General features: G+C 69.1%; 25 protein-coding genes. 13 read left to right on the plus strand and 12 right to left on the minus strand.

Going from position 1 to position 24,214, the window contains the following annotated elements; translation table 11 throughout:
• Positions 1 to 31 precede the first annotated feature (31 nt).
• On the plus strand, positions 32 to 1,081 hold the full coding sequence (locus tag HBB12_RS13590; RefSeq protein ID WP_236989832.1) for an HD-GYP domain-containing protein: 1,050 nt from the start codon (positions 32 to 34) through the stop codon (positions 1,079 to 1,081).
• Positions 1,082 to 1,111: 30 nt separating this feature from the next.
• On the opposite strand, the gene HBB12_RS13595 is transcribed toward HBB12_RS13590, so the two are convergent.
• Positions 1,112 to 1,615 carry a DUF427 domain-containing protein gene (locus tag HBB12_RS13595; protein WP_236989833.1) on the minus strand — a complete coding sequence of 168 codons (504 nt, stop codon included), beginning with the start codon at positions 1,613 to 1,615 and terminating at the stop codon, positions 1,112 to 1,114.
• Positions 1,616 to 1,931: 316 nt separating this feature from the next.
• On the opposite strand from HBB12_RS13595, the gene HBB12_RS13600 reads away from it, so the two are divergent.
• Positions 1,932 to 2,702, plus strand: coding sequence for a hypothetical protein (locus tag HBB12_RS13600; RefSeq protein WP_236989834.1), 771 nt, complete (start codon positions 1,932 to 1,934; stop codon positions 2,700 to 2,702).
• 98 nt (positions 2,703 to 2,800) lie between these two features.
• Here HBB12_RS13600 and fabI read toward each other — a convergent pair whose 3' ends face one another.
• From fabI to fabA, 3 genes are all read right to left on the minus strand, one after another.
• Positions 2,801 to 3,628: an enoyl-ACP reductase FabI gene (fabI, locus tag HBB12_RS13605; RefSeq protein WP_272913269.1), complete on the minus strand. Its 828-nt coding sequence runs from the start codon at positions 3,626 to 3,628 to the stop codon at positions 2,801 to 2,803.
• A gap of 178 nt (positions 3,629 to 3,806) precedes the next feature.
• Entirely contained in the window at positions 3,807 to 5,033 is a 1,227-nt protein-coding gene (gene fabB / locus HBB12_RS13610; protein ID WP_236989835.1) for a beta-ketoacyl-ACP synthase I, read from the minus strand.
• Positions 5,034 to 5,235: 202 nt separating this feature from the next.
• Positions 5,236 to 5,793, minus strand: coding sequence for a 3-hydroxyacyl-[acyl-carrier-protein] dehydratase FabA (gene fabA / locus HBB12_RS13615; protein WP_236989836.1), 558 nt, complete (start codon positions 5,791 to 5,793; stop codon positions 5,236 to 5,238).
• Between the two features lie 236 nt (positions 5,794 to 6,029).
• On the opposite strand from fabA, the gene irrA reads away from it, so the two are divergent.
• Positions 6,030 to 6,530 carry an iron response transcriptional regulator IrrA gene (irrA, locus tag HBB12_RS13620; protein WP_165086928.1) on the plus strand — a complete coding sequence of 167 codons (501 nt, stop codon included), beginning with the start codon at positions 6,030 to 6,032 and terminating at the stop codon, positions 6,528 to 6,530.
• Between the two features lie 170 nt (positions 6,531 to 6,700).
• Here the strand turns inward: irrA and HBB12_RS13625 are convergent, their stop codons facing one another.
• Positions 6,701 to 7,276, minus strand: a complete 576-nt coding sequence (locus HBB12_RS13625) for an SH3 domain-containing protein (RefSeq protein ID WP_442919259.1) — start codon at positions 7,274 to 7,276, stop codon at positions 6,701 to 6,703.
• Positions 7,277 to 7,551: 275 nt separating this feature from the next.
• Here HBB12_RS13625 and HBB12_RS13630 point away from each other — a divergent pair, with 275 nt between their 5' ends.
• Positions 7,552 to 8,556 carry a 2-hydroxyacid dehydrogenase gene (locus tag HBB12_RS13630; RefSeq protein WP_442919358.1) on the plus strand — a complete coding sequence of 335 codons (1,005 nt, stop codon included), beginning with the start codon at positions 7,552 to 7,554 and terminating at the stop codon, positions 8,554 to 8,556.
• Positions 8,557 to 8,597: 41 nt separating this feature from the next.
• Here HBB12_RS13630 and HBB12_RS13635 read toward each other — a convergent pair whose 3' ends face one another.
• Positions 8,598 to 9,023, minus strand: a complete 426-nt coding sequence (locus HBB12_RS13635) for an OsmC family protein (protein ID WP_236989838.1) — start codon at positions 9,021 to 9,023, stop codon at positions 8,598 to 8,600.
• Positions 9,024 to 9,088: 65 nt separating this feature from the next.
• Complete coding sequence (locus tag HBB12_RS13640; protein WP_442919260.1) at positions 9,089 to 9,724, minus strand: regulatory protein RecX; 636 nt, start codon at positions 9,722 to 9,724, stop codon at positions 9,089 to 9,091.
• Between HBB12_RS13640 and HBB12_RS13645 the strand changes: the two genes are divergently transcribed.
• From HBB12_RS13645 to relB, 3 genes are all read left to right on the plus strand, one after another.
• Complete coding sequence (locus HBB12_RS13645; protein ID WP_236989839.1) at positions 9,707 to 11,128, plus strand: TAXI family TRAP transporter solute-binding subunit; 1,422 nt, start codon at positions 9,707 to 9,709, stop codon at positions 11,126 to 11,128. The genes HBB12_RS13640 and HBB12_RS13645 overlap by 18 nt on opposite strands.
• A gap of 69 nt (positions 11,129 to 11,197) precedes the next feature.
• Complete coding sequence (locus HBB12_RS13650; RefSeq protein WP_236989840.1) at positions 11,198 to 11,662, plus strand: GNAT family N-acetyltransferase; 465 nt, start codon at positions 11,198 to 11,200, stop codon at positions 11,660 to 11,662.
• Between the two features lie 344 nt (positions 11,663 to 12,006).
• Positions 12,007 to 12,351 carry a type II toxin-antitoxin system RelB family anti-toxin transcriptional regulator gene (gene relB, locus HBB12_RS13655; protein WP_236989841.1) on the plus strand — a complete coding sequence of 115 codons (345 nt, stop codon included), beginning with the start codon at positions 12,007 to 12,009 and terminating at the stop codon, positions 12,349 to 12,351.
• 10 nt (positions 12,352 to 12,361) lie between these two features.
• Here the strand turns inward: relB and HBB12_RS13660 are convergent, their stop codons facing one another.
• From HBB12_RS13660 to HBB12_RS13670, 3 genes are all read right to left on the minus strand, one after another.
• Positions 12,362 to 13,588, minus strand: a complete 1,227-nt coding sequence (locus tag HBB12_RS13660) for an MFS transporter (RefSeq protein WP_236989842.1) — start codon at positions 13,586 to 13,588, stop codon at positions 12,362 to 12,364.
• 91 nt (positions 13,589 to 13,679) lie between these two features.
• Positions 13,680 to 14,921: a KpsE/RkpR family capsule polysaccharide export protein gene (locus HBB12_RS13665; RefSeq protein ID WP_236989843.1), complete on the minus strand. Its 1,242-nt coding sequence runs from the start codon at positions 14,919 to 14,921 to the stop codon at positions 13,680 to 13,682.
• A 90-nt stretch (positions 14,922 to 15,011) separates the two neighbouring features.
• A complete protein-coding gene (locus HBB12_RS13670) occupies positions 15,012 to 15,665 on the minus strand; it encodes an ABC transporter ATP-binding protein (RefSeq protein WP_236989844.1) in 654 nt (217 codons plus the stop codon).
• A gap of 319 nt (positions 15,666 to 15,984) precedes the next feature.
• Between HBB12_RS13670 and efeU the strand changes: the two genes are divergently transcribed.
• From efeU to efeB, 3 genes are all read left to right on the plus strand, one after another.
• Positions 15,985 to 16,839 (plus strand): iron uptake transporter permease EfeU, encoded by an 855-nt coding sequence (gene efeU / locus HBB12_RS13675; RefSeq protein ID WP_236989845.1) that lies wholly within the window; start codon positions 15,985 to 15,987, stop codon positions 16,837 to 16,839.
• A gap of 88 nt (positions 16,840 to 16,927) precedes the next feature.
• Complete coding sequence (efeO, locus tag HBB12_RS13680; RefSeq protein ID WP_236989846.1) at positions 16,928 to 18,040, plus strand: iron uptake system protein EfeO; 1,113 nt, start codon at positions 16,928 to 16,930, stop codon at positions 18,038 to 18,040.
• 10 nt (positions 18,041 to 18,050) lie between these two features.
• Entirely contained in the window at positions 18,051 to 19,316 is a 1,266-nt protein-coding gene (gene efeB / locus HBB12_RS13685) for an iron uptake transporter deferrochelatase/peroxidase subunit (protein WP_236989847.1), read from the plus strand.
• Between the two features lie 269 nt (positions 19,317 to 19,585).
• Here efeB and HBB12_RS13690 read toward each other — a convergent pair whose 3' ends face one another.
• Complete coding sequence (locus HBB12_RS13690) at positions 19,586 to 20,485, minus strand: polysaccharide deacetylase family protein (protein WP_236989848.1); 900 nt, start codon at positions 20,483 to 20,485, stop codon at positions 19,586 to 19,588.
• A gap of 37 nt (positions 20,486 to 20,522) precedes the next feature.
• Positions 20,523 to 20,942 (minus strand): hypothetical protein, encoded by a 420-nt coding sequence (locus tag HBB12_RS13695; RefSeq protein ID WP_236989849.1) that lies wholly within the window; start codon positions 20,940 to 20,942, stop codon positions 20,523 to 20,525.
• 398 nt (positions 20,943 to 21,340) lie between these two features.
• Here HBB12_RS13695 and HBB12_RS13700 point away from each other — a divergent pair, with 398 nt between their 5' ends.
• The 3 genes from HBB12_RS13700 to HBB12_RS13710 all read left to right on the plus strand — a co-directional run bounded on the left by HBB12_RS13700 (position 21,341) and on the right by HBB12_RS13710 (position 24,212).
• On the plus strand, positions 21,341 to 23,470 hold the full coding sequence (locus tag HBB12_RS13700) for an FUSC family protein (RefSeq protein WP_236989850.1): 2,130 nt from the start codon (positions 21,341 to 21,343) through the stop codon (positions 23,468 to 23,470).
• Between the two features lie 125 nt (positions 23,471 to 23,595).
• On the plus strand, positions 23,596 to 23,790 hold the full coding sequence (locus tag HBB12_RS13705; RefSeq protein WP_236989851.1) for a type II toxin-antitoxin system HicA family toxin: 195 nt from the start codon (positions 23,596 to 23,598) through the stop codon (positions 23,788 to 23,790).
• Positions 23,791 to 23,801: 11 nt separating this feature from the next.
• The gene (locus HBB12_RS13710) at positions 23,802 to 24,212 is read left to right on the plus strand and encodes a type II toxin-antitoxin system HicB family antitoxin (protein ID WP_236989852.1); all 411 of its coding nucleotides are present in this window, start codon (positions 23,802 to 23,804) and stop codon (positions 24,210 to 24,212) included.
• Positions 24,213 to 24,214: the final 2 nt, after the last annotated feature.

The raw sequence follows: 24,214 nt of genomic DNA on the forward strand, positions 1-24,214 counted from the left end.
ATATCCGGTGCGGAAAGGATTCTCCGGGGCCATGACCAATGCAGCCGATCCCGCCGTCGTGGTCGTCACGGCCCGGCCCGATCCCGGTGGGCTGACACGGCTGTTCGCGGCGGGCATCCCGACCCTGGTGGTGCCCGAGCCCGGCGCGGCGCTCGCCGCGCTGACGACCAAGACCGCCGATCTCGTGCTGATCGAGTCCTGGCCCGACCTCGACGCTCCGGCGCTGATCCGCGCGCTTCGCCTGAAGCCGCATCTCGCCCATACCTCGATCCTGCTCATCGCCGAGGGCGACCCGGCCGAGACCCGCCGCCGGGGCCTGGAGGCCGGCGCCACCGACGTGGTGCTGCCGCCCCTCGACGCCTCGGACCTGGCGCTCCGCGGCCGCAACCTGATCGCGCTGGCCCGCGCGCAGGGGGCGGTGGAGAGCCAGGCCATCGCGCTGTCCCGCGAGGTCGAGCGGGCGGCGGCCGAGAGCCAGGAGCGCGAGCGCGAGATCATCCGCCGCCTGATGCTCGCCGCCGAGTTCCGCGACGACCAGGCCGGCGACCACCTGACCCGCGTCGCCGGCTGCGTGCTCGCCATCGCCGACGGGCTCGGCCTGTCGGAGGAGGAGGGCAACGACATCGCGCTCGCCTCGACCATGCACGACATCGGCAAGATCGGCGTCGCCGATTCGATCCTGCGCAAGCCGGGCCCGCTCACCGAGCCGGAGCGGTTCGAGATGATGCAGCACGCGCTTCGCGGCTACCGCATGCTGCACGACAGCCCGTCCAGCCTCCTGCGGCTCGCCGCCGAGATCGCGCTCACCCACCACGAGCGCTGGGACGGCGCCGGCTACCCCCAGGGCCTCAAGGGCATCGAGATCCCGCTGCCCGGCCGCATCACCGCGGTGGCCGACGTGTTCGACGCCCTGATCTCGGCCCGGGTCTACAAGCCCGGCTGGCCGCTGGAGCGGGCCCGGCGCTTCCTGGAGGAGCAATCGGGCGCGCATTTCGATCCGGATTGCGTCGCGGCGTTCCTGTCGCGGTGGGAGGATGTGGTGGCGTTGGTCGAGGAGCGGCCGGCGGATCGGGCGGCGTGAGGGCAAGGGACGATTTCAGGGTGGTGGTGTTCACCACCCCATCGTGCCGGGCTCGCCCTTGAACGGACCGACGATTCTTTTGGTGATCCACCCGCCGTAGAAGCCGCCCGGCTGCGGCGTGACCCGCTCGTCGCCGACGAAGCACCCGTCCATCGGCCCGGCATAGAACGCGACGTGCCCGGCGAGCGGCGCGAAGGCCTTTGTCGGATTCGGATAGGCCCAGGCCACGCGCTCCGCCCGCTTGTGCGGCCCGACCACGTCGAAATACAGCGCCCGGCCCTTCCACTCGCAGACGGAACCGCCGCCGGCCGGGACCAGCGCGCCTGACTGGATGTCGTCGGGATGCAGGTAGTAGGTCGGTGGGTGGGACGTCTCCAGCACCCGCCAGCCGCGAAGGGTGTCGGCGATGGTGAGGCCGTCGAAGATCACGCGCAGGCGTTCGGGCACGGGTTCCAGCCGGGGTGGGCGGGGGTAGTCCCAGACGCTTTCCTGGCCGGCATCGATTGGATTGGGTTTAGGATGGCCGCGCTGCATGATGGATTTTCCGTGCCTGTCTAGGTTCGTAACAACGCATGGCCAAGCGAGGCGTTACGCTGCTTTAGTTGTGAATCGCCGCGCGACACCACTGATTATTGCGCGACGTGCGTTCTTGCGCCCTTGCGTACCAAATTTATGATTTAAATAAGAAAGTAACTGCTATTATGTGAAACTAACACAATAAAAATAGTTTAATTAAGGAAAAACGATTATTTATATCCGCCAGCTTCTTGAATTAAATCCCTTGAAAAAAAATGAGTGTATATTTTTAAAGTGAATGATCGTGATGTGCTGTAAATAAAGGAGATTAAAAATGAAATCCTCAGGCAGATATATTTTGCCGTCGGACGATCACGGATTTATTGGTAGAGTATACAATTTGAGTATTGTTTTCTACAATTTTGACAGTTTCGAAGAAATGGAAAAGCACGCTGATTGTAAATATGTTTATGAAGTCAACGAGCGCATCTCAATAAACGCCCGACGAGTAGAATCTTTGAATTTGGTTGGAGACATGTTGTGGCCGGAATCGCCTATAAAAGCAGAAAATATCCCAATAAGTCTATATGAATGGCTAACAATTTCTATAGATGTTTTTCTTATGCGTTTTATTTCCGTTATTGATTGTTCTCTGCAATTAGTGAATTCCGTATATGAAGCTGGTCTTCCCGCATCGGAATGTAAAATGAAAAAACTAAAACAGGCGGGAGTGTCTGCTCTCGTTATTGAACATCTCGGGGTAATGCTTGATGAACAGGCCCGCTTGAGGAAAGAGCGCAATGAGCGAGTGCATGAGGGTATAGAGCGCAGCTTTACAGAGGACGATGTCACGTTCCGGCTTGCCGCAAAACTTGCATTTATAGGGACTGATCGCAATGGTCGTCAAATTGACGTAAATCGTTCGTTCCAAGAAGGTACATTTAAATTACAAAGCGAGTTCAATAATGCGACATCTATTCTTATAAATCAACTTAATGCTCTTTATGACGAGCTGGAGAAGGAATTTGAAATCCGCTTTGCGGAGAAAATTTCTACCGCTACTCATGGATTAAACGCCGGCGCACAACAAGATAAAATATCTTGATAGTATTTTATGGTAGATTATAGAAATAAACACCAGAATTATTTTTTTGGCTAGCTATAATGGGCTGAGGCGCATAGCGCCTCAGCCCATCCTCGGCCTCAAGCGTCCGTCACCCCCGCCGCATCCTGCGCCTTCAGCACGTCCGGTCGCGGCATCGAGATGATGTTGTAGCCCGAATCGACGTAGTGGATCTCGCCGGTGACGCTGCCCGAGAGCGGCGAGAGCAGGTAGAGCCCCGAGCCGCCGATATCCTCCAGCGTCGCAGTACGCCGCAGGGGAGCATGCGCCGCCTGGTGGTTGAACATCAGGCGGGCATCGGCGATGCCGGCGCCGGCGAGCGTCCGCACCGGGCCGGCCGACAGGGCGTTGACCCGGATCCCCTGCGGGCCGAGATCGGCCGCGAGGTAGCGCACCGAGGCTTCCAAGGCCGCCTTGGCGACGCCCATCACGTTGTAGTTCGGCATCACCCGGGTCGAGCCGCCATAGGTGAGCGTGAGCAGCGAGCCGCCGGGACGCATGCGCTTGGCCGCCCGCTGGGCCACTTCCGTGAAGGAGAAGCACGAGATCACCATCGTGCGGGAAAAGTTCTCCCGGGTGGTGACGTCGACGTAGCGGCCCTTGAGCTGCGCCTTGTCGGAGAAGCCGATGGCGTGGACGACGAAGTCGAAGCCCTCGGGCCAGGCCTCGTCGAGGGACGCGAAGGTCGCGTCCACGCTTCCCAGATCCTCCACGTCGCAGGGGAAGACCAGGGAGGAGCCGAGCGTCCCGGCCAGCGGCCCGACCCGGCGGCCCAAAGCCTCGCCCTGGTAGGTGAAGGCCAGCTCGGCGCCTTGGGCGCGTAAGGCCCGGGCGATGCCCCAGGCGATGGAGTGGTCGTTCGCGACGCCCATCACGAGCCCGCGCTTGCCTGCCATCAATCCTGCCACGCCCGATCCTCCGCTCAAGCATTTTCCGACGACGTGGAGACCGGTTCGTCGAGAGAAAATGCGGCAACCTCAAAAAACGAGAGCATCGCCCGATCGATCACGCGATCGGGCGATGCTCTCATGTCGGTGATCGGGCGTTTACGCGGCGGGCGGGCTCCTGTCCACGCCGCGCGGGATATCAGGCGTCGACGTGCTTGAGCACCAGCGTGGCGTTGGTGCCGCCGAAGCCGAAGGAGTTGCTGAGCACGTGGCCGAGTTGCGCCTCGTCCTTGCGGGCGCGCAGGATCGGCATGTCGGCGAAGGCGGGATCGAGCTCGTCGATATGCGCGCTCTCGCAGATGAAGCCGTTATTCATCATCAGGAGCGAGTAGATCGCCTCCTGCACGCCGGTGGCGCCGAGCGAGTGGCCGGTCAGCGATTTCGTGGCGGCGATCGGCGGGCAATTGTCGCCGGCGCCGAACACCTCGCGGATCGCCTCGATCTCCTTGTCGTCGCCGACCGGGGTCGAGGTGGCGTGGGGGTTGATGTAGTCGATCTTCGCGCCCTTCAGGCCCTCGATCGCCTGGCGCATGCAGCGCACAGCGCCCTCGCCGGACGGGGCCACCATGTCGTGGCCGTCCGAGGTGGCGCCGTAGCCCGCGACCTCGCCGTAGATGCGCGCGCCGCGGGCGCGGGCATGCTCCAGTTCCTCCAGGACCAGCACGCCGGCGCCGCCCGCGATGACGAAGCCGTCCCGCGACCGGTCATAGGCGCGCGAGGCCCGCGACGGGGTGTCGTTGTACTTCGAGGACATCGCCCCCATGGCGTCGAACAGGACCGACAGGGTCCAGTCCAGCTCCTCGCAGCCGCCGGCGAAGATGATGTCCTGGCGCCCGCCCTGGATGATCTCGGCGGCGTTGCCGATGCAGTGGTTCGAGGTCGCGCAGGCCGAGGAGATCGAGTAGTTCACGCCCCGGATCTTGAACCAGGTCGCGAGCGTCGCCGACGCCGTCGAGGACATCGCCTTCGGTACCGCGAACGGCCCGACGCGCTTCGGCCCCTTGGCGCGGGCGATGTCGGCGGCTTCCACCAGGGCGCGGGTCGAGGGACCGCCGGAGCCCATGATGATGCCGGTGCGCTCGTGCGAGATCTCGGCCTGCTCGAGGCCCGCGTCGCGGATCGCCTGCTCCATCGCGACGTGGTTCCAGGCGGTGCCGCCGCCGTGGAAGCGCATCGCGCGGCGGTCGACCACCGTCTCGGCGTCGAGGGTCGGCGCGCCCGCGACCTGGCTGCGGAAGCCGTGGGCGGAAAAATCCTCGGCGCGGGAAATGCCCGAGCGCGCCTCGCGGAGGGACGCCAGAACCTCCTGGGTGGAATTGCCGATGGACGAGACGATGCCCATCCCGGTGATTGCCACGCGCCTCATGATCGTCGGAACCCTCTGGAACGGCGCCGTGGGCGCCCGCGGGCGTACTCGCCACGCGGATGTCACCTAGGCGCCCGATGCCGTAATCTCAACCGCCCGTCGGGGGGAAAGGGTCCCGGCGGGCTCGAACCGGCCCGCTTTTCGAGCGGGCCCCGCATGGCCCGCCGAAGACGAGCCTTCGCGACGGACCTTGGTGACGGGCTCAGCCGCCGGCGGCGGGAGTCGCGGCCTGAAACAGGCCGACGCGCAGGTCCTGCACCTCGTACACGCGCTCGCCATCGGCCTCGAGCCAGCCGTCGGCGATGCCGAGCACCAGCCGGCCCTGGCGCACCCGCTTGATGTCGACGCCGTAGACGACCTTCTTCATGGTCGGCAGAACCTGACCGGAGAGCTTCACCTCGCCGACGCCGAGGGCCCGGCCACGCCCCGCGGAGCCGAGCCAGCCGAGGTGGAAGCCCACCATCTGCCACAGGGCGTCGAGGCCGAGGCAGCCCGGCATCACGGGATCGCCCTGGAAGTGGCAGGGGAAGAACCAGAGGTCGGGCCGTACGTCGAGTTCGGCCAGGACGTGGCCCTTGCCGTGCGCGCCGCCGTCGCGGCCGATCGAGGTGATGCGGTCGAACATCAGCATCGGCGGCAGCGGCAGCTGGGCGTTGCCGGCGCCGAACATCTCGCCGCGGCCGCAGGCCAGCAGGTCCTCGTAGGAGAAGTGCGAGGGCCGGCTCGGGGCGTCGGGGGCGGAGGTCTGGTCGGCGGACATGTGCGGGGCGAATTCCTCAAGTCGGGGGCCGCTGACGCTCCGGCGCAAGGCCGGAGGCGCGGCGGGTGGCGCCTCGTTAACACAGGGTCCGGGACTGTTCAAAGCCGGCCGAAGGCCCTACTCTGTAACGCTTCTGATCTTCTCCGGCATGGCCGCGGTCGGGTTGCGGCGGGGGGATGGGCGGCCTATAACGTTCGGTATCATTGTCGCCGCTCAACGAGTCGATAGCTCCGCTGATGAACGACCTGTCGCCCCTGCGCGCCGTCCTCGGCGCCCGCGTCCCGGCCCTCGAGACCGGCGCCGCCGGCCAGCGGCGCGGTTGCCCGCTCTCGGATCTCCGCGACCGCCTGCGCCGCGCCGGCCTGCGCCCGACCCGGCAGCGCCTGTCCCTCGGCTGGCTGCTGTTCGGCAAGGGCGACCGGCACCTCACCGCCGAGATGCTGTACGACGAGGCGATGCGGGCCAAGGTCCCGGTGTCGCTGGCCACGGTCTACAATACCCTGCACCAGTTCACCGAGGCCGGCCTCCTGCGCCAGCTCGCGCTGGACGGGTCCAAGGCCTATTTCGACACCAACCCGAGCGAGCACCACCACTTCTTCCTGGAGGAGGAGGGCCAGGTGCTCGACATGCCGGATTGCGGCATCACCGTCGACTCGCTGCCCCAGGCCCCCGAGGGCATGGAGATCGCCGGCGTCGAGGTGATCGTGCGCCTGCGGCGGCGGACCGGCCGGGCCTGAACCGAGCCGCATCGTCGGATTTCGCGAGGGCCGCGCTCCTGGACAGGGGCGCGGCCCTCGCCGTTTCATACGATTTCCGACTGATCGCTTCGCGATGCGGAAATCGGCTTCGCTCACGCGCCGCGCGGGCGGGTGATACGAAATCCGGAAGTGATCTTCCGGATTTCGTATCACTCCACTTTCTCGTCCGGATAGACGCCCCAAAGCCGGTCCTGGCGCATGTAGCCGTCGACGTCGCCGCGCTTCTGCGGCAGCGCCACGACGAGGCGGCACCAGGTCTTGTCGCAGGTCTTGACGCTGCCGATCACCCCGGCCTGGAGCTGGGCCACCACGCCGCTCGTCGCATCGGCCCGGTCGTAGAGCGGCACCGGCGCGCCCTTGTCGGCGCCGCGGCTCAGCACCACCGCAGTGCGCCGGCCCGACAGCAGCGAGTGCAGCACCCAGCCCTCGGTGCCCTCGGAATCGCGGATGCGGCGCCAGGTCTCGAACTCGGCGATGATCTCCACCGGCAGGCCGGCGCGCTGGAACACCCACAGGGTGCGGTGATCCTTGGAGGGCCCCTCGCGCAGGTTGACCCGATCGGTCTTCAGGCTGACGTAGCGCGGCAGCGGCAGCTTCGTCGCCGGGCCGATGGTGACGCCGATCTCGCCGGGGGCGGGATTGACGGCCGGCGTCGGCGGCGCCGCGGCGGCGGGCATGCCCAGGGCGGCGAGGAGCAGGGCGGCGAGAAGGCGCGGATGGAGCATCGGCGGTCGGTCTCCCATCGAGGAAGCGGCGCGGATTGTCTTCCGGGTCACCTCTGCTAGAGAGGCCCCCGGGCGTCGCGCCCCGGCCGGATCGAGGGGCGTAACCGCCCCTATCGCCGGAGCGTGGTTAACGGGGCGTAACGACGCTTGTGGCCCGCACCAAGGCGGGGCTTTTCGCCGGGCAAACGTGTCGCATATCGTATGGTGCGAGCGCCCATATCGCGTGATGGGGCCGCACGGGCAGGCCGGGAGGCCCGCCCGGGGGCAGGGGAGGGATCATGTCGTTGAAGCGCAAGCCGCTCGTGGTGGTCACCCGGCGCCTGCCGGACGTCGTGGAGACGCGGATGCGCGAATTGTTCGACGCACGCCTCAACCACGAGGACACGCCGCTCACAGGCGCCGCCCTGGCGCAGGCCCTGCAGGAGGCCGACGTCCTGGTGCCGACGGTGACGGACGAGATCGATGCCTCGCTCCTCGCCCAGGCGGGGCCGAACCTGCGCCTGATCGCCAATTTCGGCAACGGCGTCGACCATATCGACGTCGGCGTGGCGCTCCAGCGCGGCATCACGGTCACCAACACGCCCGGCGTGCTGACCGAGGACACCGCCGACATGACCATGGCGCTGATCCTCGCGGTGGCGCGCCGGGTCACCGAGGGCGCCCGGATCATCCCGGACGACGCCTGGTCCGGCGGCTGGTCGCCGACCTGGATGCTGGGGCGGCGCATCACCGGCAAGCGCCTCGGCATCGTCGGCATGGGCCGCATCGGCCAGGCGCTCGCCCGCCGCGCCAAGGCCTTCGGCCTGTCGATCCACTACCACAACCGCCGCCGGGTCGGCGCCCGGATCGAGAGCGACCTCGAGGCGACCTACTGGGAATCCCTCGACCAGATGCTGGCGCGGGTCGACATCGTGTCGGTCAACTGCCCGCACACGCCCGCGACCTACCACCTGCTCTCGGCCCGGCGCCTGAAGCTGCTCAAGCCCGAGGCGGTGGTGGTGAACACCGCCCGCGGCGAGGTGATCGACGAGACGGCGCTCGCCCGCCTGATCGAGGTCGGCGACATCGCGGGTGCGGGCCTCGACGTGTTCGAGCAGGAGCCGGCCGTGAGCCCGCGCCTCGTCAAGCTCGCGAAGGCCGGCAAGGTGGTGCTGCTGCCTCACATGGGCTCGGCCACCCACGAGAGCCGCGTCGACATGGGCGAGAAGGTCATCATCAACATCAAGACCTTCCTCGACGGCCACCGGCCGCCGGACCGGATCCTGCCCAGCATGCTGTGAGGCCGGCATGCGCCCGGCCACCGGCCGGGCGCCTCTCGCGATCAGCCCTGGAGCGTCGCCTTCAGGCTGATCTTGGCGTTCAGCACCTTCGAGACCGGGCAGTTCTTCTCGGCGATGCCGGCGAGTTCGTCGAACTTCTGCTGGTCGATGCCCGGTATCTTCGCCGTCAGGGTCAGGGCCGAGGCGGTGATGGTGAAGCCGTCGCCATCCTTCTCCAGGGTCACGACCGATTCGGTGCGCAGCTCGTCTGCGGTGAAGCCGGCGCCCTGGAGCTGGAAGGCCAGCGCCATGGTGAAGCAGCCGGCATGGGCTGCGGCGATCAGCTCCTCGGGATTGGTACCCGGCTCGTTCTCGAAGCGGGTGTTGAAGCCGTAGGGGTTGTCCGACAGCACACCCGACTGGGTGGTCAGCTGGCCCTTGCCGTCCTTGCCGCTACCCTGCCAAACGGCGCTCGCCTTGCGGTTCATGCTCGTCTCCCGTGGATTGGAACGCGGCGGAGCCGTTCCGGCGCCCGCTCACGCCCACAGGTAGGTCAAAGGTCCGCCAGGTCACCCTCCGGCTCCGCGTCGATCACCCGGCGGGCGAGGGAGAAGGCGAATCCGGCCCGTGCCATCGCGGCGAGGTCGCGCTCGCGCGCAGCGGCCCGGGCGGAGGGCTGCCGGAACGGCCCGAGGCGCCGCCTCCTGGCGTAGGCGAAGGCCGCTTCATCCTCGCCGCCCTCCTGCTCTTCGGAGAGCGCCGCCCCGACGATCTCGCGGTCGACCCCCTTGGCGGCGAGCTTGGCGCCGATCGTCCGGGCCGAGCCGCCGCGGCGGCGCAAGGAGCGCACCTTGGCGGCCGCGAAGGCGGCATCGTCGACGAGCCCGGCACCCAGCGCCCGGGCCACCACCGCGTCGACCATCTCCGAAAAGTCCTCCGGCGCCTCGCCGCGCAGGCGGCAGCGAGTCTCGACCCGGCGCTTGAGCACCCGGCGCAGCATTTCGGCGGAGGCGCCGTAGCGCTCCAGGTAGTACAAGGCGGCCCGCTCCAGGTAGGCCGGCGTGATCGGCCGCGCCGCCCTCAATCCGCCATCGCCGCCGGGTTCATCGGCCTCGTCCCGGATCGCCTCCGTCCCGGCGGGGGCCTCCGTCCCGGGCTCGCGCGAGGGGTGATGCCGGCGTTTCTGCACAGACGTGAATCCTTCTTCCTCCTGGTCGCCCTCGCCCTCGGGGCGGTGGCCGGCGCGGTGCTCTACCTGTCGCGGCCGACTACCCTGCGGGTCGCGGTCGGCCCGCGGGACCGCGTCGAGACCCACCTGATCCAGGCCTATGCCGACGCGCTTGCCCGCGCCCGCGAGGATATACGCCTCGTGGTCGTTCCGTACGACGACGTGCGCGACAGCGCCGCGGCGCTCCAGAGCGGCCGGGCCGACCTCGCGGTGGTCCGGCCCGACGTGCGCCTGCCGGAGAACGGCTTGACGCTCGCCGTGCTGCACGACGAGGCCCTGGTGGTCGCCGCGCCCCCGGATTCCGGCATCCAGACGTTTTCCGATCTCGCCGGCAAGCGGCTCGGCCTCGTCGCCCATCACGGTGCCGACCAGCCCCTGGTCACGAGCCTGCTCGCCTATTACGCGCTGACGCCGGCGCCGGCGGGCGCCGCGCCGGCCCCGGCCGATCCGGGGGGCGCACTCCCGGCCGCCGCCGGCAGCGTCGCCCTGGTGCCGATGCGGGCCTCCGAGGTGGCGGCGGCCTTGGCCGAACACCGGATCGACGCCGCCGCGGTGATCGCCGCTCCTTCCGACAAATCCGCCGCCCGGGTGGTGCAGGCGGTGGAGGCGGCCTCGGCCAGTCACGGCGCGACGATCGTGGCGATCCCCGACGGCGAGGCGATCGTGCAGCGCCTGCCGGAATTGCAGGCCGTCACCATCGCCGCCGGCACCTTCGGGGGCCGCCCGAAGCGGCCGGACGACGAGGTGAAGACCGTCGGCGCCTCCTACCGGCTGATGGCCCGCGCCTCCTTGAGCCGCGACACCGCCGCCAGCGTCACCCAGCACCTGTTCGAATTGCGCTCGCGGCTCGCCGCGATGGTGCCGACCGCCAACCTGATGAAGGCGCCCGACTTCGACAGCGCCGCCGAGGCGACCAGCGCCCGCCTGCCGATCCATCCCGGCGCGGTCGACTATTACGAGCGCGAGCAGCAGACGTTCCTGCAGCGCTACGAGGATTGGGTGTACCTGGTGGCGTTCTTCGGCGGCGGCCTCGGCTCGGCGGTGGCGTGGCTCGGCCAGCGATTCGCCCGCGAGCAGCGCGCCCGCATCGACGCCGTCCTCGACCGGCTGCTCGCCATCCTGATCGAGGCGCGGGGAACGCAGGACCCGGCCGCCCTGGAGGCCCTGGCGGTCGAGATCGACGGCCTCGTCATCGACGTCGTGCGCCACGCCCGCGCCCACGATACCGATATCCGCACGATGAGCGCGCTGATCCTGGCGGTGGACGCGGCTCGCGCCGCGGTGGCGGATTGCCGGCGGGACGGGGCGCCGGTGCGGGAGAGGGCGGGGCGGGTGCTGTCGCTGCATCCGGTGAGCGGGGCGTGACGTCGACGGGCTGTTGGGGGTAGGAAGCCTTCACTCCGCTGCTATACTGACCAGATGGCATATGTTCTCGTGCGCATCGCCAATGATGCCGATTGGCGAGCCTACCACGACATCCGGCGCTTAGTTCTGTGGGAAGAGCGCGGCCTCAGCGGCTACGACGCAAACCGTCCAGAAGAGCGGCTGCCCGATCATCATCTCCTGTTGCTGAGGTTCAATGCGCAAGCGTGCGGCACGACAAGGCTCGATGATCTGCGCGACGGAACAGGCATTGTCAGGCTCGTTGCCGTCTCCGCTAACCTTCGTAGATCGGGACATGGTCGCGTCCTCGATGCAAGGGTAGCCGCTTATGCGGGAAAGCTTGGCATTCATACCCTGTTCGTCAACTCCGCCCCGGATGCCGTGGGGTTCTACACTGCGACAGGATGGGAACGTTCCGAGAGCTATCGGCCGCAGGCGTTGGAACGTACTGACGAGTGCGTACCAATGCGCAAGACTATATTGCCCGATAGAAAATACAAGCAGCCCCCTGGATAGCCGGGGGAGTCGGCTTCGACAACGATTCTGGTTTTGCCTCAGCGCCTGTTTGAGCAGGATTTTCTACCCAACACTTGAGGCAGGCAGGATCGTCCTACCCTCTAACCTCATCCTGAGGTGTTAGCCGATTGAAAATCGGCTGACCTCGAAGGAGGGCTCCAGAGATCGCCGAGGCTTCTGGAGCCCTCCTTCGAGGCTCCTCTCAGTCGCACCTCAGGATGAGGTCCTGGGTTGGACAGAATGATATTCTGCAAAGTCGGCTGTATGTATCGAGCAGGCGCCGGGCGCGGCTCCGTCTGCTGGATCATTTCCGCGCGCCGCGCCAACAGGAAGGAGTGCCGGCAATGGCTCGCATCTCTCTCGACCAGTTGAGGGCCAACCGCCCGACCGTCAATCGCGCAAAAATCGACGCGACGACGGAAGAGGACATTCGCCGCCATATGATCGAGGATGGCGAAGATGCCGACGCGGAGCCGGTTGGCTATCGCCTCGTCTTGTCCGTCACGGCCATCCGGGAGCGTCTGGGCATGACCCAGATCGCCTTCGCGAAGGCCATCGGTGTCCCAGTCGCGACGGTCCGCAACTGGGAGCAGGGACGCAAGCAGCCGGATCCGGCAGCCCACTCGCTGCTCAGGATCGTGGCGGCTGAGCCGGAGGCGGCGTTTCGGGCGCTCGGCGTCGCCCGGTAGGCCCTCGGTTTCAAGTGATGAGATGGTCCCGCCGCCTCAGCGCCGGAAACAGCCGGCCCCACAGAGCCGCCACCGCCAGCGTCGCGACCCCACCCACCACCACCGCCGGCACCGCCCCGATGAAGGCCGCGAGCGTGCCGGATTCGAACTCGCCGAGCTCGTTCGAGGCGCCGATGAACACGGTGTTGACCGCCGCGACCCGGCCGCGCATCGCGTCCGGCGTCTCGCCCTGGACCAGGCTCTGGCGCACGTAGACGCTGACCATGTCGGCCGCCCCCGTGATGAACAGGCAGGCCATCGAGAGCGGCAGCGAGGTCGAGAGGCCGAAGCCGATTGTGGCGAGGCCGAATACCCCGACGGCGATGAGGAGCCGCGGGCCGACCCCGCGGGTCAGGGGCCGGTGGGCGAGGAGGATCGCCATCAGGACCGAGCCGAGGGCCGGCATGCTGCGCAGGAGCCCGAGGCCGAGGGGGCCGACGAACAAGACCTCCTGGGCGAAGATCGGCAGGAGCGCGGTGGCACCGCCGAGCAGCACCGCCACGAGATCCAGCGTGATGGCCCCCAACACCACCGGCTGCGAGCGGATATAGGTGAGGCCGGCGAGCAGGGTGCCCCAGGTCACCGCCGGCCGGGTGGTGACGGCGGCAGGGCGCGGCCGGATGCCGATGATGCTGACAGCCGCCAGCGCGAAGCAGGCGGCCGCGAGGCCGAACACCACGGCCGGGCCGAGGGCGTAGAGCAGGCCGCCGAAGGCCGGTCCGGTGACCGACGCGCTCTGCCACAGCGAGGAGTTGAGCGCGATGGCGCTGCCGAACTGCTCGCGCGGCACCAGGGTCGGCAGGAGGGCCTGGCTCGCCGGGTTGGCGAAGGCGCGGGCGATGCCGACCAGCACCATCAGGGCGTAGACCGGCCAGACCGGCGTCGAAGGGGAGGCCGCCAGGCCCATCAGGCCCAAGCCCGCCAGCGCCAGCAATCCGTAGGAGAGGGCAGCGACCCGGCGCCGATCGTAGGTGTCGGCGACGTGGCCGGTGACGAGCGCGCCCAGCATCGCCGGCGCGAAGCTCGCGAGACCGACGAAGCCCAGGGCCAATGCGCTGCGGGTGAGGTCGTAGACGAACCACCCCACGGCCACCGCCTGCATCTGGTAGGCCAGCCCGGTGAGGAAGCGGGCGCCGCCGAAGAGCCGGAAGTCGCGGTTGCGAAAGAGCGTCCAGCCGGACGGCGCGGGGGAGAGCATGGTGGTTCCAAACCCCGCCCGGGCGGCGGGGATTCGAGGTCGGCGCAGCCCGCCCCGAGGCGGGCCAGTGTCCAGAAGCGGTTGGAGAGGATCAGGCGAGGAGCTTGCGCATCAGCACCGAGAGGCCGAAGGCCAGGGCCGAGACGGCGATCGAGATGGTGATGTAGAGCATGCGCCGCGGCTGCTGGGACGATTCCGCCCGCACCGGCTCGACGATCATGCTGAAGAACTCGATCTGCCGGTCGGCGATCATCCGCGAGCGCTCCCGCGCCGCGATCGTCGCGGAGTAGTATTTCTCGGCGCTCTTGCGCTCGGCATCGAGCTCCTCGAACCGGGTCAGCGTGGCCGAGAGCACCCGGCGCTGCTCCGGATCCTGGTTGGCCGCCTCGCGCTCGATGCGGGAGATGGTCTCGTCGAGCTGGCCGATCTGCGCCTTGAGGTCCTGGATGCTGCGGCTGTCGTCGCGCAGGTCGCGCTGGAGCAGGCTGAGCTTGACCGCCAGGTTGATCCGCTGGGTGCGGATCTCGGCGATCATCTTCAGGTTGGTGTCGTTGGACTTCTGGGCGTCGAGCACGCCGTCGCGGTTGCGCAGGTCGCGCACCGCGAGCATCACCTTGGTCAGGCGCGCCTCGGCGCGCTTCATCTCGCGCTCGCTCTCCGCCAGGGCGTCGTTGCGGGCCCGCTCCGTGAGCTGGTTCACCAGCCGCTCGCTCTCGGCCAGCACCGCCCGGTTCAGCTTCAGGGAATCGTCCGGATCGAAGGCGTTCACCGTCACCTCGACCAGGCCGGACGTCTCGACACCGACCTTCACCCGGTCGCCCCAGTAGCGGACGAGCTTCTCGATCGGCTTCTCGGGATCGAAGCGCGAGTAATGGTCGATGTCGTCGCGGGAGAACATCTGCCGCAGCGGCAGGGTGCGCTCGAGCGTCTCGACCATCGTCCGGCTCTTGATGTACTCGCCGACGATCATCGAGTCCTGGGCGATCATCTGCGACGGGATGCTCGAGGTGGTGCCGACCGCATCCGGCGTCGCCTTCTCCGCGCCGCCGATCGCCGGCCGCAGGGCGAAGCGCGCCTCGGTCACGTAGCGGTCAGACAGGTAGAGGCCGAAGAACACGGCGCTGCTCACCGACGGGATCACGAACAGGAACAGGAACAGCAGCGGGGTGACGATGTCCCGGCGCCGGTGCGCCCGGATCGTCCGGATGCTCGACTTGTTCGGGTTCGAGAAGCGCGACACCCGGGCCGCCTGCCGCAGGGCCTCGCCGATCAGCCGGGAGCGGTCGGCGGGGCTGAGCGCCTTGCCGTCCGGGTTGCGGGCATCGATCGTCATGACAGGAGGTTCCGGCTGCGGGCGGGACCGGGGCGCGGGACGCGCCGGCCGGCAGGGATGTCGGGAGGGATATCGGAGAAGGCGCGGCGCTCACTGGTTGAGGCGCTGATAGACCTCGATCGCGTCGTTGATGTCGGGATAGATCACGGCGCGGCCGTTCGCCAGCACGATCCCCTGCTGGGCGTAGTCCCGGATCGTGTCCATCGAGTGGGAGCACATGATGATGTCGGCATTGGCCCGCCGCTTGCCCCAGACCTCCTCGCAGCGCTTGGCGAAGCGCGCGTCGCCGACGCCGGTGATCTCGTCGACGATGTAGCAGTCGAACGGGATCGCCATGCTCATGCCGAAGGCGAGCCGGGCGTTCATGCCCGAGGAGTAGTTGCGGATCGGCACGTTCATGTAGTCGCCGAGCTCGGCGAAATCCTCCACGAACGCCAGCACCCGGCGCGGGTCCTCGCCGTGGATGCGGGCGACGAAGATCACGTTCTCGCGGCCGGTCATCAGCGGGTGGAAGCCGCCGCCGAAGCCGAGCGGCCAGGAGATCCGCGTGGTGCGGATCACGCGGCCCTTGGTGGGCATCTCGCACCCGGCGAGCAGCCGCAGGGTGGTGGACTTGCCGGCGCCGTTGATACCCAGGATGCCGTAGCTCACCCCCGGCTTCAGGGTCATCGACGCCTGGTCGAGGATGGTGCGGCGGTATCCGTCCGTCTTGTAGATCTTGGTGACGTTGTCGAGGCGGATCATCGTCGGGGCAGCACGCTCGAGAGGAGTGCGGCCGCCCGTCCAGACATGCGGCGGGCGGGCCGGGGGCCTGTCCGATCATGCGCCGAGCCGGCATCCGCACGGTTAACGAGACCGACCGTCGCGGCCGGCAGTGTCGGTCTCTAGGCGGAAAAAGCGGCGAATCTGAGAAAGCCGGCCCCCGGACGCCCCGCCGCAGCCTTTCGACGATCGGACGCCAGTTTCAAGTTATTATAAAGAAGAAGCGCGCGGCGGCGCTAGGAGGCGACGGGTTTTTGGATTAAATACCGGCCTTTCTCGTATCGTTTCCGGAAAGACGCCCGTGCTGATTGCGTTCCTGATCATGCTGCGCGAGGGACTCGAGGCGGCCCTGATCGTCGGCATCATCGCCGGCTACCTCGCCCAGACCGGGCGACGGGCCTGGATGCCGGCCGTTTGGGGCGGCGTCGTGCTGGCCGCCGCGCTCTGCCTCGCCCTCGGGCTCGGGCTGCAGGCGATCGGCGCCGAGTTCCCGCAGAAGCAGCAGGAACTGGCGGAAGGGCTGATCGCGCTCATGGCCGCCGGCATGCTGTGCACGATGGTGTTCTGGATGCGCAAGGCCGCCCGCTCGGTGCGGGCCGAGCTCCACGGCGCCGTCGACCACGCGCTCGAGCGGAACGGCAAGGCCAAGGATGGCAAGGTCAGGGGAGGGCTGGCGCTCGCCGTGATGGCCTTCCTGGCGGTCGGTCGCGAGGGCCTCGAATCGGTCTTCTTCCTCCTCGCGACCGTGCAGCAGGATGTCGGCTGGGGCGTGCCGGTCGGCGCGCTGCTCGGCATCGCCCTCTCGGTCGGCATCGGCATCGCGCTCGCCAAGGGCGCGGTGCGGATCGACCTGCGCCGCTTCTTCCGCTGGACCGGGGTGTTCATCCTGTTCGTCACCGCGGGCCTGCTCGCCAGCGCCCTGAAGGCCTTCCACGAGGCGGGGCTGTGGAACCACCTCCAGGCCACCGCCTTCGACCTCGGCCACGTCCTGCCCGCCGACACGGTGCTGGGCACCCTGCTCACCGGCATCTTCGGCTACCAGGAGGCGCCGGCCTGGGGCGAGGTGCTGGTCTATCTCGGCTTCCTGGTTCCGGCCCTGTGGGCCTTCCTGGCGGGCGCCCGGCCGGCCCCCGCCGTGCAGCCCCGCCACGCCTGACGCTCCCAGGGCATCGACCCAAGGGAATCGACCCAAGGAAATCGACCCCAGCGAATCGCCCCCTGGACATCGACCAAGGACATTTCCGATGACCGCCCGCTGGCCGGCCCTCGTCGCCGCGTTCCTCCTCTCCGCCGGATCCGCCTCGGCGCAAAGTCCCGAACCCGTCGCCGTGACGGTGACCGACAGGGGCTGCGAGCCCGCCGCGCTCACGGTTCCGGCCGGCAAGTCGGTGTTCAAGATCAGCAACAAGAGCCGCCGCGTCCTGGAATGGGAGATCCTCCAGGGTACGATGATCGTCGAGGAGCGGGAGAACATCATCCCGGGCTTCGTGCAGTCGCTCTCGGCGACGCTCCAGCCCGGGTCCTACGAGATGACCTGCGGGCTCCTCAGCAACCCGAAGGGCACTCTGACGGTGACGGCGGCCTCCGCCGCCGCGCCCGGCGCCCCCGATCCGATGGCCCTCGTCGGCCCGCTCGCCGCCTACAAGCTCTACGTGATGGGCGAGGTCGAGGCGTTCCACAGCCGGACCGCCGCCTTCGTGGCGGCGGTGAAGGCGGGCAGGATCGCCGAGGCCAAGACCCTCTACCCGCAGGCGCGCCGCCATTACGAGCGGATCGAGCCGGTGGCGTCGCTGTTCAACGACCTCGACAAGAGCATGGACGTGCGGGCCGACGATTTCGAGAAGAAGGACGCCGATCCGGGCTTCATCGGCTTCCATCGCCTCGAGAAGGGGCTGTGGGCCGACAACAGCACCGAAGGCCTGAGCGCCCACGCCGACCGGCTGCTGGCCGACGCCACCGAGCTGAAGCGGCGCATCGCCGACCTCACCATCCCGCCGGCCCGGATGGTGGGCGGCGCCGCCGGCCTGATCGAGGAGGTCGCGGCGACCAAGATCTCCGGCGAGGAGGACCGCTACAGCCGGACCGACCTGTGGGACTTCCACGCCAATGTCGAGGGCTCGCGCAAGATCTTCGACCTCCTGCGCCCGCTGGTGGCGTCCCGCGATCCCGACTTCGTCGCCCGCACCGAGAAGAACTTTTCGCGGGTCGAGACGCTGCTGGCGAAGTACCGGACCGAGGATGGCGGATTCGCCCCCTACGACTCTTTAAGCGACCGCGACCGCAACGCCCTGAAGGGGCCGATCACCGTGCTGGCCGAGGATCTCTCGACGTTGCGCGGCAAGCTCGGCCTGGATTGAGGCAAGTCTTATGGCCTCCTGCCCGTTCTCGACCTCCCGCCGCTTCCTGCTGCGCGGGCTCGTCGCCGGCACCGGCGCGGCCGCCACCGGCACGTTGGCCCTGGCGCCGGCCCGCGCCGCCGACGCCACGCCCTCGGCCGCCAGCGACGGCACCCTCGACCGCCAGCCGTTCCTTGGGCCCCACCAGGCCGGCATCGTCACGGCCCAGCCGGCCGCCGCCCTGTTCGTCGCTCTCGACGTGCTGGCCGAGGATCGCGGCGAACTCGCCAAGCTGTTTCGGATCCTGACCGAGCGCTTCGCCTTCCTGACCGAGGGCGGGCCGGTGCCGTCCCTCGATCCGCGCCTGCCGCCGGCCGATTCCGGCATCCTCGGGCCGCGGGTGCTGCCCGACAACTTCACCGCCACGCTCAGCGTCGGCGCGAGCCTGTTCGACGACCGCTACGGCCTGGAGGCCGCGAAGCCGCGGCACTTGCGGCCGATGGACCGCTTCCCCAACGATTCCCTCGACGGCAAGCTCTGCCACGGCGACCTGCTGCTGCAATTCTGCGCCAACACCGCCGAGACCAACCTGCATGCCCTGCGCGACGTGATCCGCCACACACCGGGCCTCGTCGCCTTGCGCTGGAAACTGGAGGGCATGCTGCCGCCCCACGTGGTCAAGCGCCAGGGGCAGGACACGGTGCGCAATTTCCTCGGCTTCAAGGACGGCACCGCCAACCTCGACACACGCGACGACGCGCTGATGCGCCGTCAGGTCTGGGTGCAGCCGGGAAGCGCGGAGCCGAGTTGGGCGGCGGGCGGCTCGTACCAGGTGGTGCGGATCATCCGGAACTTCGTCGAGCGTTGGGACCGCACGCCCCTGCGCGAGCAGGAGCGGATCTTCGGCCGCCACAAGGACAGCGGCGCGCCCCTGGGCGCGACCGACGAGCACACCCTGCCGGACTACGCCTCCGACCCGGCCGGCACCCGCACGCCGATGGACGCGCATATCCGTCTCGCCAACCCGCGCAACGGCGACACCGCCTCCAGCCTGATCCTGCGCCGCGGCTACAACTACTCGGCCGGGATCACCCCGTCGGGCCAGCTCGACATGGGTCTGCTGTTCTGCTGCTTCCAATCCGACCTCGAGGCCGGCTTCGTGGCGGTGCAGAACCGGCTCAACGGCGAGCCGCTGGAGGAATACATCAAGCCCGTCGGCGGCGGGTACTTCTATGCCCTGCCGGGCGTGCCGGAGCCGGGCGGGTTCCTGGGGCAGGGTTTGCTGGTCGGTGCGTGAGCGCCCGCTGTCGGCACATCGTCGGTTGCACCCTCATCCTGCCCGCGACCTCGGAGCCCGTTCGACCGGTCGCGGATATCGATCTGACGCACACACCGACATTTCCCCACGTCATCGCGGGGCTCAGCGAAGGCGAGAACCCGGGATCGATAAACGCTGACGAGTCCTGAAAAGGCTGACGGCGTTCCGCTTCATCCTGCACCGTCAGCGGTCAAGGATCCCGGGTTCCGCCTTCGCGGCCCCGGGATGACATCGAGGGTTTCGGTTCGTCAGCCTGCCACCAGACCCTCCGGCAGCGCCCCCGCGCAATCTGCGATGTCCCCGGCCCGGGTAATCCACACCTCGTCCCGGTGTTGCGCGATATGCGCCAGTGCCCGGCGCAGGGGCCGCAAGCGGTGCGGCTGACCGACGAGGTAGGGGTGGAGCGCGATGCCCATCACCAGCGGCGCCGCCTCGGCGCATTTCTTCATCTCCTCGAAGGTATCGACGATCATCTCGGCGAACTGTGCGCCCGAATCCTTGCGCCCGACGATGGACGGGATGTCGTTCAGCTCCTGCGGATAGGGCACCGAGAGGATGCGCCCGCCGTCGCGGGTGGCGAACCAGGTCGGCTGGTCGTCATGGCACCAGTCGAGGAGGTAGCGGTAACCGGCTTCCGCCAGCAGGTCGGGGGTCGTGCGGCTCTGCGAGATCCAGGGGCCGAGCCAGCCCGCCGGAGCTCGGCCCTCCTCCCGCGTCAGGATCGCCGTGGCCTCGGCGATCAGCGCCCGCTCCTCGTCCTCCGGCAGCGTGCCCTGGCGCTCGGCATTGGTGCGGCCATGCCCCACCACCTCGTCGCCGCGGGCGCGAAAGACGTCCATCAGGCCCGGGCACTCGGCGTAGATGCGGCTGTTCACCAGCACCGAGGCCGGCAGGGACAGCTCGTCGAACAGGTCGGCGAGGCGAAACACCCCGACGCGGTTGCCCCAGTCGCGCCAGGCGTAGTTCAGCACGTCCGGCTGCGGGCCGCCCGGCGCCAGCTCCGCCCCGAGTCCCCCGCCGAAATCGAAGCACTCGACGTTGAGGGCGACGTAGACCGCGAGCCGCTTCCCCCCGGGCCAGTCGTAGGCGGAACGGCGCGGCAGGGGGCTGTAGGCGTAGCGCCCGTGCGGGCGGGTCTCGTCGCTCATCCGTGTCTCCGTACGATCAAGGCCGAGTCCTGCGTGCTCAGGGCTGCTTGGCGGGCGGGGGCGCCTCTGCGGGTGCGGCCGGCAGGAGGATGCCCGGAACGATGGTGCCCTCCGGGCCGTACTCGCCCGCCACCGCCCGGCAGGCGGCGTCGCGGTTCTGCATCATCTGGTTCGACATCAGGGTGAAGATCGTCTGCACCTTGGCGCCGAACGGGCCGCGGGGCGGGCGCACGTCGTCGATCGTCACCTGGTAGCGCGCGAGCAGCGCCTCGAACGGCGCCGTGCCGATGCGGTAGCCGCAGACATTGGCCGCCGCGAAGATGTAGGCCGCCGTCTCCAGCGCCCGGGGCGGCGGGGCGTTGCGGATGCCCTGCGCGCCGGCTGGGCTGCAGACTTGGCCGCAGACTTGGCCGCAGAGGAGCGCGCCCATCAGGGCGAGGAGCGGGGTCGGACGCATGGCGGGGATCCTCCGGACGGTGCCGCGCGGTCTGGGGCCGGGCTTCGGCACGGTCCCGAACGTAGCGCGGCCGCGCCTGGGCGCCAGGGTGAGGGGGCTGGACCATCGTCCGGGCGGGTTGCGCCACCATGCGGCCCGCAAATCCCCGGAAACGACCCTCCGGGCTCCAATCCGCCCATGGTTGCCTCCTCGGGCCCGGGCCTCTCAGGCTTGCCGACGGCGATGGGCTGGAGGCGCTTGACCACGGTCCGCTTCCCGCTGCGGCACTCCGCCCACGCCCGCCGGCCCGGGCGGTACACGGGGCGGCCCCGCCTCCTATAACGGATGAGGGTCACGCGGCTTGCCACGCTCGCAGGGCCCCTTCGAGGACCCGCACGCCCCGTGACCTCTCCCGTCCGATGAAGCCCTTCCCCCTCCGTCGCGGCACCCTGCGCGAGCCGGGCCCCGACCTCGCCCGGCTGCCGGTGGCGCCGGACCTCACCGGCATCAACGTCGCCGAGGGCCTGCGGGCGGCGGTCGCCTTCGCGAGCATCATCCTGCTCGAATGGTGGCTGGCCTGGCCTCCGCTCCTCACCATGGCGCTCGCCGCCAACCTCACCTGTTTCTGCGACATCGGCGGGCCGATCCGGCCGCGCCTGCGGGCGCTCCTTGCCTTTGCGGGGTTGGGCGGCGTGGCCTGGGGCGCCTTCGGGGTGATGGAGGGCTACGGGCCCGCCCTGGTGCTGCCGGTGGCGCTCGTCGTCATCTTCGCTTGCACCTTCGCGCGGGTCTGGGGCGTGCCGGCCCAGACCGTCGGCAACGTGCTGGTGGTGGTGCTCTGCCTCGCCCTCGACCGGGCCCTGACGGTGCATCAGGGCGTCGTCGTCGCCGGGATGTTCTGGGCCGGCGGGCTCTGGGCCGCCTTCCTGGCCCTGGTGGTGTGGCGGCTCCATCCCTACCGTCCGGCCCATCTGGCGATCGGCGGCGTCTGGCGCGGCCTGTCGCGCCTCGCCCGCGACCTGCGCCGGCTCTCGGCCGATCCGGAGGGCACCGATCCCGCCGTGTGGGAAGCCCATGCCCGGGGCCATCGCCGGGCGGTGCGCGACGCGATCGAGACCGCCCGCACCCTGGTCCTGGACCTCGCCCGCAGCCGTGCCCGGCTCTCCGAGCGCAACGCCCGGGCGCTGATCCGGCTGGAGGCGGCCGAGCAGCTGTTCGGGGTGATGATCGCCCTGTCGGATTACCTGGAGCGCGCCACCCCGGCGCAGCGGGCGCAAGCCGCCGGCCTCCTGCGCCTGCTGCCGCCGATGCTGAAGATCTTGAGCCGAGCGATCCGCCGCGACCGGCCGGTGGACCTCCGGCGCATCGAGCGGGCGCTCGCCCGGGCCAAGCCCGCCGCGGATGCCGATCCGGCCTATCGCCGGATGGCCGAGCGCATCCTCGACCGGGTGCGGATCGGCGCCAAGCTGTCGGGGCCGGAGGACCTGGCCGGCGGCGGCGGGCTTGCCGGGACGCCGGCCCCGCCCTGGCGCGAGATCGTGATGCAGCCGTTGCGCGCCAACCTCACCTGGTCCTCGGCCAACCTGCGCCACGCCGTGCGGGCGACCGTGGTGGCGCTGCCGGCGCTCGCCGTCACCTTCTGGTGGCCCGGCCCCTTCACCCACTGGCTCACCATCACGGTGGTGCTGACGATGCAGCCCTTCTACGCCGCCACCTGGCAGCGGGCGCTGGAGCGCATCGGCGGCACGGTGCTGGGCGGGGTGATCGGGGCGGTGCTCGCCTTCTACGCCACCTCGCCGCCGATCCTCGCCGCCATGATGGTGCCGCTCAGCGTCATCGGCTTCGCGGCCCGGGGCGTGAGCTACGGTACCTTCATCGCCTGTCTGACGCCGCTCGTCGTGGTGCTGGTGGAGCTCGTCGAGCCCGGGCACTCGTCCTGGGAGATCGTCGGGATGCGGGCCCTGTTCACGGTGCTCGGCGGCGCGGTGGCGGTGCTGGCCGGCCTGCTGCTGTGGCCGCTCTGGGAGCCCGGCCGCGTGCGCGATGCGCTGCGCACCGCCCTCCAGACCCATGCCCGCTACGCCGAGGCGGTCGTCGCCGAGCGGCTCGGGGAGGGCACGCCCGGTGCCGCCGAGGTCGCGGCCCGGGCGGCGGGGCTCGCCAGCAACAACCTCGAAGCCGCGCTCTCGCGTGCCCTCCAGGAACCGATGCGCCGCGGCCGTTCCCGGATCGAGGCCGCGATGGTCGCCGACGCCACGCTCCGCCGCATGGCCGGGCGCCTTTCGATCCTGCGCCACGAGCCCGAGCCGGCGGGAGCGGAGGCCGCTTCATGGCGCACCTGGCGCGACTGGCTCTCGCAGGCCCTCGCGGCGACGGCAGCCGGCGACAGGCCGCCGCCCAAGCCCGAGGGAGCGGACTCGGCGGCCTTCGGGCGCATCGCCGCGCAGGTCGAGCTCTTGGCCGGGACGTTGCGGCGGGCGGGGATCGGTGCGCGGGAGGCGGGCGTGCCGCCGGGCGAGGAGGCGCCCTTCAAGCCTGGCGCGTCGTGAGTGGAGACGCAGGTACGCCTGCGGCGCTGCGTATCCTGGCGACCCGGTGCCGTGCCCTCGGAGCCGAGGAAGGGTCTTTCATGCGTCGAGTTTTCATGCATAAATAAATACACACGGAACGTGCGATGCCCAAGGTCGAGACGGATGCTCGGGCGATCGTCGCTCGCCTGCTGGCAGAAGGCTGGTTCAGCGAAGGCGGGGCGAAGCATGAAAAGTTCGCTCATCCGCAGCGGCCCGGCGTGAAGATCATGGTGCCCCGTCATCGGGTGCTGACGCCCGGCGTCGCCCGGGTCATCGCCAAGGCTGCCGGCTGGATCTGAGTGAGGACGAGATGCCCCGCTACATCGCCCTGATCGATGGCGAGCCCGGCGGCTATGGAGCTGCCTTTCCGGATTGCCCCGGCTGCACCGCCATGGGAGCGACGATCGACGAGGCCATCGCCCATGCCGGGGAAGCGTTGCGCGAATGGATCGGCGACCGCCTGGTCGCCGGCCTCGCCGCGCCGGAGCCGCGCAGCGCCGACGCCCTCCTGGCCGACCCGCAGGAGGCGGAGGCCGTGGCGGAGGCGATCCTGGTCGCGACCGTGCCGCTCGTCCTCGACGAGGGCCGGTCCGTCCGGGTGAACCTCTCGCTCGATGCCGGCGCCCTCGCGATGATCGACCAGGCCGCCCGCGAGCGCGGCGTGACGCGCTCGGCGTTCCTCGTGTCGGCGGCGCGAGACAAGATCATGGCCGACGGATAATC

This window comes from Methylobacterium sp. SyP6R (genome assembly GCF_019216885.1).
Classification (GTDB): Bacteria; Pseudomonadota; Alphaproteobacteria; order Rhizobiales; family Beijerinckiaceae; genus Methylobacterium.

Excerpts from the sequence above, each read along its gene's own strand:
- HBB12_RS13670 (WP_236989844.1), bottom strand. The coding sequence starts at position 15,665 with ATGATCCGCCTCGACAACGTCACCAAGATCTACAAGACGGACGGATAC.
- irrA (WP_165086928.1), top strand. The coding sequence starts at position 6,030 with ATGAACGACCTGTCGCCCCTGCGCGCCGTCCTCGGCGCCCGCGTCCCG.
- HBB12_RS13690 (WP_236989848.1), bottom strand. The coding sequence starts at position 20,485 with ATGAGCGACGAGACCCGCCCGCACGGGCGCTACGCCTACAGCCCCCTG.
- HBB12_RS13625 (WP_442919259.1), bottom strand. The coding sequence starts at position 7,276 with ATGCTCCATCCGCGCCTTCTCGCCGCCCTGCTCCTCGCCGCCCTGGGC.
- HBB12_RS13705 (WP_236989851.1), top strand. The coding sequence starts at position 23,596 with ATGCCCAAGGTCGAGACGGATGCTCGGGCGATCGTCGCTCGCCTGCTG.
- relB (WP_236989841.1), top strand. The coding sequence starts at position 12,007 with ATGGCTCGCATCTCTCTCGACCAGTTGAGGGCCAACCGCCCGACCGTC.
- HBB12_RS13660 (WP_236989842.1), bottom strand. The coding sequence starts at position 13,588 with ATGCTCTCCCCCGCGCCGTCCGGCTGGACGCTCTTTCGCAACCGCGAC.
- HBB12_RS13645 (WP_236989839.1), top strand. The coding sequence starts at position 9,707 with ATGCCGGCGTTTCTGCACAGACGTGAATCCTTCTTCCTCCTGGTCGCC.
- fabB (WP_236989835.1), bottom strand. The coding sequence starts at position 5,033 with ATGAGGCGCGTGGCAATCACCGGGATGGGCATCGTCTCGTCCATCGGC.
- HBB12_RS13665 (WP_236989843.1), bottom strand. The coding sequence starts at position 14,921 with ATGACGATCGATGCCCGCAACCCGGACGGCAAGGCGCTCAGCCCCGCC.
- efeB (WP_236989847.1), top strand. The coding sequence starts at position 18,051 with ATGGCCTCCTGCCCGTTCTCGACCTCCCGCCGCTTCCTGCTGCGCGGG.
- HBB12_RS13635 (WP_236989838.1), bottom strand. The coding sequence starts at position 9,023 with ATGAACCGCAAGGCGAGCGCCGTTTGGCAGGGTAGCGGCAAGGACGGC.
- efeO (WP_236989846.1), top strand. The coding sequence starts at position 16,928 with ATGACCGCCCGCTGGCCGGCCCTCGTCGCCGCGTTCCTCCTCTCCGCC.
- HBB12_RS13700 (WP_236989850.1), top strand. The coding sequence starts at position 21,341 with ATGAAGCCCTTCCCCCTCCGTCGCGGCACCCTGCGCGAGCCGGGCCCC.
- fabA (WP_236989836.1), bottom strand. The coding sequence starts at position 5,793 with ATGTCCGCCGACCAGACCTCCGCCCCCGACGCCCCGAGCCGGCCCTCG.
- HBB12_RS13600 (WP_236989834.1), top strand. The coding sequence starts at position 1,932 with ATGAAATCCTCAGGCAGATATATTTTGCCGTCGGACGATCACGGATTT.
- HBB12_RS13590 (WP_236989832.1), top strand. The coding sequence starts at position 32 with ATGACCAATGCAGCCGATCCCGCCGTCGTGGTCGTCACGGCCCGGCCC.
- HBB12_RS13695 (WP_236989849.1), bottom strand. The coding sequence starts at position 20,942 with ATGCGTCCGACCCCGCTCCTCGCCCTGATGGGCGCGCTCCTCTGCGGC.
- HBB12_RS13595 (WP_236989833.1), bottom strand. The coding sequence starts at position 1,615 with ATGCAGCGCGGCCATCCTAAACCCAATCCAATCGATGCCGGCCAGGAA.
- HBB12_RS13710 (WP_236989852.1), top strand. The coding sequence starts at position 23,802 with ATGCCCCGCTACATCGCCCTGATCGATGGCGAGCCCGGCGGCTATGGA.